Origin of the sequence: Clostridium sp. DSM 8431, from assembly GCF_900116755.1 — a bacterium.
Taxonomy (GTDB): domain Bacteria; phylum Bacillota; class Clostridia; order Clostridiales; family Clostridiaceae; genus Clostridium.
In genome coordinates, this window is record NZ_FPBY01000179.1 from 1 (window position 1) to 6,654 (window position 6,654).

The following is a 6,654-nucleotide window of genomic DNA, read 5'->3' on the forward strand; positions in this document are numbered from 1 at the left end:
CATACGAATTGGATCTATAGCATTTCTACCATTATTAGAACAATATTTATTAGAAAGTTCGTCATAAACAAATGAAAAGTCAATTAATTCATTAATTTTTCTCAGCATATTGTCTTTGGGAACAACCAAATCATAAATTCCTGTATATTCACTTAAAATCATTGTTTCTTGCTTTTTTATCACTCTAATCACCCTTATTATTTAATAAATTAAGTATAACATAAAAAGCCCAAAAGATTGTTGAATAACAATCTTTTGGACTTAATTTTCCTAAGGGCACTTTTTCAGTGCCCTCGCCTAAAGGCGGATTTCTTTTTTTATTTAATCTTTTCCCAATATCTTTTTAAACTTTCTTCATATTTATTATTTTGTGGCTCATAATAAACTTCATTTTTAAGTTCATCTGGAAGATACTGCTGTCTTACATAATGATTTTCAAAATTATGAGGATACTTATAAGTTGTGCCTCTTCCTAAATTCTTAGCTCCACTATAATGAGCATCCTTTAAATGATTAGGTATATCTCCTATACTTTTAGTATCTAAATGAGAAAGTGCTTTATCTATAGCACAAATAGCTGAATTTGATTTTGGAGCAGTTGCTAAAAGAATAACAGCTTCTGATAAAGGAATTCTTGCTTCTGGAAACCCAAGCTCCTTAGCTGAATCTACAAGAGCTTTTACTATAGGGAATCCCTGTGGATATGCCATACCTACATCCTCTGCTGCTATAACTTGAAGCTTTCTACATATTGAAATCAAATCTCCTGCCTTTATAAGTCTTGCAAGATAATGAATAGCTGCATCAGCGTCACTTCCTCTTATAGACTTTTGAAAAGCACTAAGATAATCATAGTGACTATCTCCATTCATATCATAAGCAATTACTTTAGTTTGGGTACTATCTTTTGCAATATCTAAATTAATTATAACTTCTTTGTTTTCATTTGCATAAGTTGAATTAATGGCAACTTCAAGACCGTTTATAGCCTTCCTTACATCTCCATTACCAGATAAAGCAAAATATTCAATGGCCTCATCAGTAACAATAAGCTTAGTTTCATTGAAGTCCTTTTTTTCAATGTCTACTGCTCTATAAAGAGCCTCCTTTACATCTTCTACACTTAAAGGCTTAAACTCAAAAATAGTAGATCTTGATAAAAGAGCCTTAAAAACAAAATGATATGGATTTTCTGTAGTTGAAGCTATAAGAGTAATTCTACCATCTTCTATATACTCTAATAAGCTTTGCTGCTGCTTTTTATTAAAGTTTTGAATTTCATCTAAATATAAAAGTACTCCATTTCTCCCCATAAAGGTATCTAAGTCCTTACAAATATCTTGAATATCCTTAATGGAACAATTAGTAGCATTAAGCTTATAAAACTGCTTATTACAGCTCTTAGCTATAATATTAGCTACAGTAGTCTTTCCAATCCCTGGTGGACCATAAAAAATCATATTACTTATAGCTCCACTTTTAACTATTCTATCTAAAATTTTATTTTTACCTAATATATGTTTTTGACCACATACCTCTTCTAAGGTTTCTGGTCTTATTTTATCTGCTAACGGTTTATACATACTCTAACCTCTACATTCTTAATATAAAAATTTACTACATTTATATTAACATATTTTTATAAATAATTTAAAGATTTTAACACATAACATAGCTTAGTACCTATACTTTTCATAAAATCAAAAATGGAGATTCATAAAAATAGAATCTCCACCATAAACATAAATATAACCTAGTCTTAATTAAAATTTAACCAAATAAAGTCCTATCGCTTAAGTCATCCTTAATATTAACCTTCTCAAATAACTGCATAAGCTTGTCTGTATTAAGTTCCTTCTTTTCTTTACCTTCAACATCAACAACTATATTTCCTTGATGCATCATAAATAGTCTATTTCCTGCTGAAATGGCATGTTTCATATTATGAGTTACCATTAAGGTTGTAATTTTTCTTTCCCTTACAATCTTTTTTGTAATATCCATAACCTTTTCTGATGTTTTAGGATCAAGAGCTGCTGTATGCTCATCTAATAAAAGAAGTTTAGGATTAGACATTACTGCCATAATAAGTGTAAGAGCTTGCCTCTGGCCTCCAGATAATAACTCTACCTTATTATATAGCTTTTCTTCAAGACCTAAATCTGCTTCCTTTAGAAGGCTCTTATAATATTCCACCTTTTTCTTATTTACTCCTAAACTTAACCCATATCTTTTACCTTTATTATCAGCTAAAGATAAATTTTGCAAAATAGTCATCTTTGGAGAAACTCCAACTGATGGATTTTGAAAGACTCTTCCTATTTCTTTAGACCTTATAAATTCAGGCTTATCTGTAACATCCTTTCCATCTATAAGTATGCTTCCTGTATCACAATTTAAGCTTCCTGCCACCATATTTAAAAGAGTAGACTTTCCTGCTCCATTTGAACCTATAATAGCTACAAAATCTCCTTTTTTTATTTCAAGATTTAAATTTTCAAAAACTTTATTTTCATTAATGGTGTTAGGATTGAACACCTTAGATAGCTGCTGTATTTTTAGCATTATTAACACCATCCTTTACTTTCTTTTTTCTTTTCTTAAATATGTTAGATTCACAGCTAAGTGCAACAACTATTACTAAAGCAGTTAAAAGATTTAAAAGATTTGGATTTAAACCTAATTTTAATGCTGCTGTTATAGCAGAATAATAAATAATTGTACCTAGTATTGATTGTGATGTAGATTTAATAAAAGAAAATCTTCCAAGAAGTGAAGTTCCTATTATTACACATGCAAGACCTTTAACAACTACTCCTGTTCCCATTCCAACATCTGAATATCCTTGATACTGACATGTTAAGGCACCCGATAAAGCAACTAGTGCATTTGCAATCATAAGGCCTAATATTTTAATGTTTCCTTTATTTACTCCAAGAGCAGTTACAACCTGTTCATTATCTCCTACTGCAAATAGTAAAAAACCTAATTTTGTTTTCATAAATACATCTATTAAAACCTTAAATAATACCAATATAATTATTCCTATTACTAATATAGGAAGTGCGCCCTTAAATATATTATTAACCTTTAATAATTGTATATTTGATTTCCCCATAATAGTAAGATTAATTGAATATAGAGCCATCATAGCAAGAATTCCTGACATAAGATTTGATATTTTCAATTTAACATGTAAAAATGCTGTTAAAAATCCACCACATGCTCCTGCAAAAGCCGATGCTATAATTGCAATCCAAGGATTTACCCCCTTAATTAGGAGAACAGCAGTAACTGCTGCTCCTAAAGGATAACTTCCCTCAACTGTCATATCTGGAAAGTCTAATATTTTAAAAGTAATATAGGTGCCTATTGCAACTAAAGAAAATAATGAAGCCTGTTCTAAGATATTAATAAGTAAATCCACTAGTTAACGCCTCCAGTTACCTTTTCAGCTTCATCAAGTATATCATCTGGAAGTTCAATTCCTAATTTTTCTTGAACATCTGTATTTATAGTTATTTTTAATTCCTTCATAGGTTCTATAGCAATGTCACTTGGATTTTTGCCATCTAAAATTTCTGCTGCTTTAATTCCTGCCATTTTACCTAATTCATAATAATCTATTCCTTTAGAAACTAAACCTCCAACTTGAACTAAAGCTGGCTCTGCACATACTGCTGGTATCTTATTTTTTACACATATATCCCCAACTAATGAATATGAAGCTGCAACATTGTTATCTGTTGGAACATATAAAGAATCAATTGATGATATTGCATTATTTAAATTTTGATTTATTTCATTTATATTAGCAATTCCTATTTCTTTTATCTCTAAACCATACTTAGGTGCAACTTCTTTTAATTCTTTAACTTGATTTGTTGAATTTGCTTCAGATGTAGTATAAATTACTCCCATCTTTTTTGCATTAGGCATCATCTTTTTAAATAGTTCTAATTGCTCATCTATATTTACCTTATCAGTAGTACCTGTTATATTTTTGCCTGAACTTTTTAAACTATCTGCAAGTCCTGCATCAACTGGATCTGTTACTGATGTAAATACTATAGGAATATCTTTCGTTGCATTAGAAACTGCTTGAGCTGTAGGTGTTGCTATTGCAAAAATCAAATCCTTCTTAGCACTAACAAACTGCCCTGCAAGCTGCTGAGAAATATCTATTTTACCTTGAGCATTTTGCTGTTCAACTTCAATATTTTTTCCTTCCTCATACCCCTTTTCCTTTAATCCATCAATAAAGCCTTCATTTGATGAATCTAACGCTGGATGCTGTATGTATTGTATCACTCCTACCTTCTTTAAACTTCCTGAAGTTTCAGAAGAGCCACAGCTTACAAATAATGCTGCTGACATAAGCCCTGCCAATAAAACTCCTATTTTCTTTTTTCCTACCATTCTTACCATCCTCCATTTTATTCTTGTCTTCGAAAAAACTACATTTTTCTTATAAAAGTCTAATGAAACCCAGCAAACTTTTAATAAATCATTGAAATACCTGTAATTTCTTTAACAATTTATTAAATATTAACATATCTTTGCATAATTGTAAACAACACTCTCTATATTTGTTATTGTATTATCTCACGAAAAAAATTATACTTAATATGAGAAACTTAGGAGGAGATTTAATGGATATAGAAAAAATCGCTGAAAATCTTTTTAACTGGGCAATGAGTCGTGGAACAAAACTTATATTTGCCCTAATATTTTTAGTTGTGGGTTGGAAATTAATAAAGAAGTTTTCCAAGGCCATTGATACTTTCTTTAATAATAGAGTCATTGATCCTACGCTTCATAGCTTTTTAAACGGAATCGCCAAGCTATTTTTGCAAATTATATTGATTCTAGTTATTATGGATTACTTAGGTATCAATACCACAGGATTTGCAACAATTCTTGCCTCTGCTGGTGTAGCAGTCAGTTTAGGTTTAAAAGAAAGTTTATCTAACTTAGTAGGAGGGGTTATCCTTTTATTCTTAAGACCTTTTAAGGTTGGTGACTTAATTGAAACTGGAGATAACTTAGGTACCGTTGAAAAAATAAGTATTTTTTATACTGAAATCACTACTGTAGATAATAATGAAATTCTTGTACCAAACGGAAATATTGTAAATTCAACAATAATTAATTATTCTTTAAAAGATACAAGAAGACTTGATGTTAATTTTGGTGTAGGATACGAATCAGATATTCGTAAAGTAAAAAATGTTCTTTTAGAAATTGTGGAAAAGAATGATCTTATTTTAAAAGAGCCTGAACCTTTTGTAAGTATAAGCGAACACGGCGATAATGCTATTTATTTTTTAGTTCGCGTGTGGACAAAGAATGCAGATTACGCTCCTGTTAAATTTTATCTTCTAGAACAGGCGAAAATAAGATTTGATGAAGAGAATATAAATATTCCTTATCCTCAAATGGACGTATATATAAAGAATTATAAAGAATAAAAACTAAGGAGCTAAATGTTTTTTAGCTCCTTAGTTTTTAAGTTTCATAAGATATCCATTTTCCTTTAAATATATATCTTCTATTTTATAATTAGGAAAAAACTCATTTACCTTATTCCAAAAGTTCTTAGAATGATTCTTTTCTAAAATGTGACACATCTCATGAACAATAACATATTTTATAGCTGATTTTCTAGCCATTATAAGCTTCCAGTTAATAAATATTCTATTGTCATAAGTGCAACATCCCCATTTAGTCTTTTGTTCCTTTATTTTTATCTCTTTAGGAACAAGTCCTGTTATGGATATGTACTCTTTAACGATTTCTTTTATGTAGGTTTTACATTGTTCTCTAAAAAACTTTTCAAGAACTTTTAATTCATTTTCTTTATTCTTAACATTAATTAACAGTCTATCTTTATCTATGCATACAAATTCTCTTTTTAAAAACTCTTGCTCTATTACTACTTTTTTATATACTTCCCCCAAAAACATTACTTCATCATCATTTAATTTGTGTCTGTTCTTAAACTTCTCAAGTTTACTTTCTATCCATACCCTCTTCTTATTAACTACATTACTTATATATTCTTCACTAGTGCCAAAAGGTGCCCTTATAATTACGTCACAATTATCTTTTATTATTATGCCTATAGTTTTTCTCTTTGAGTATTCTACTGTATATTCTATATTAAAACCTCCTTTTTTAATTTAATAACTTATTATTAATTATAACATATGAACATTACTTTTTTACGCAAAAAAAGGATGCCTTTAATTTGAATTAAAAGCATCTTTTTTCTAATACAAACGATAAAATATTTACTTGCTTTAATAGGTGGGAAACTATCATAGTAAATCATGGGTTAATTTACTTAAGCAAGAGGTTAATACCTATGATTCTATTATATATTTTCACGAGAAAATTTAAAGATATCTACAGTCCCTTTTATATAGGACTATAGTCCTATTTTTTAATATGTAAAGGCTGTATTTTTAAATAAAGTGATAAATAAAACTAGCCATTCAAACATAGGTGGACGTCCCTTAAAGTTCGTACTTAAATAAGAATGTTCTCCTTTTATATTTATTGGGTTTTCATCAAATTTTGAAAATATAAATTTAAAAAGAGCTAAATAATTTGCTAAATATTTTGTTGATACCCCTCTATAAACAGCTATAA

General features: G+C 29.3%; 7 protein-coding genes and 1 pseudogene. 1 reads left to right on the forward strand and 7 read right to left on the reverse strand.

The genetic code is table 11. The annotated features are described in order from the left end of the window. The 5 genes and pseudogenes from BM384_RS14330 to BM384_RS14350 all read right to left on the reverse strand — a co-directional run. Positions 1 to 183 (reverse strand): annotated as a pseudogene (locus BM384_RS14330) (IS5/IS1182 family transposase); the annotation flags it as partial. Between the two features lie 134 nt (positions 184 to 317). Beyond that, on the reverse strand, positions 318 to 1,583 hold the full coding sequence (locus BM384_RS14335) for a replication-associated recombination protein A (RefSeq protein ID WP_090014576.1): 1,266 nt from the start codon (positions 1,581 to 1,583) through the stop codon (positions 318 to 320). 187 nt (positions 1,584 to 1,770) lie between these two features. Next, positions 1,771 to 2,565, reverse strand: a complete 795-nt coding sequence (locus tag BM384_RS14340; RefSeq protein WP_090014578.1) for an ABC transporter ATP-binding protein — start codon at positions 2,563 to 2,565, stop codon at positions 1,771 to 1,773. Then, the gene (locus tag BM384_RS14345; RefSeq protein ID WP_090014579.1) at positions 2,540 to 3,427 is read right to left on the reverse strand and encodes an ABC transporter permease; all 888 of its coding nucleotides are present in this window, start codon (positions 3,425 to 3,427) and stop codon (positions 2,540 to 2,542) included. Before BM384_RS14345 ends, BM384_RS14340 begins: the two co-directional genes overlap by 26 nt. Then, positions 3,427 to 4,419, reverse strand: coding sequence for an ABC transporter substrate-binding protein (locus BM384_RS14350; RefSeq protein ID WP_090014580.1), 993 nt, complete (start codon positions 4,417 to 4,419; stop codon positions 3,427 to 3,429). Before BM384_RS14350 ends, BM384_RS14345 begins: the two co-directional genes overlap by 1 nt. Positions 4,420 to 4,652: 233 nt before the next feature. Here BM384_RS14350 and BM384_RS14355 point away from each other — a divergent pair, with 233 nt between their 5' ends. Further along, positions 4,653 to 5,471, forward strand: a complete 819-nt coding sequence (locus BM384_RS14355; RefSeq protein WP_090014582.1) for a mechanosensitive ion channel family protein — start codon at positions 4,653 to 4,655, stop codon at positions 5,469 to 5,471. Positions 5,472 to 5,501: 30 nt separating this feature from the next. Here the strand turns inward: BM384_RS14355 and BM384_RS14360 are convergent, their stop codons facing one another. Together BM384_RS14360 and BM384_RS18010 are read right to left on the reverse strand one after the other, a co-directional pair. Beyond that, positions 5,502 to 6,182: a YgjP-like metallopeptidase domain-containing protein gene (locus BM384_RS14360; protein ID WP_090014584.1), complete on the reverse strand. Its 681-nt coding sequence runs from the start codon at positions 6,180 to 6,182 to the stop codon at positions 5,502 to 5,504. A gap of 263 nt (positions 6,183 to 6,445) precedes the next feature. After that, a partial coding sequence (locus BM384_RS18010; protein WP_207650733.1) for a hypothetical protein occupies positions 6,446 to 6,654 on the reverse strand: 209 nt, incomplete at its 5' end.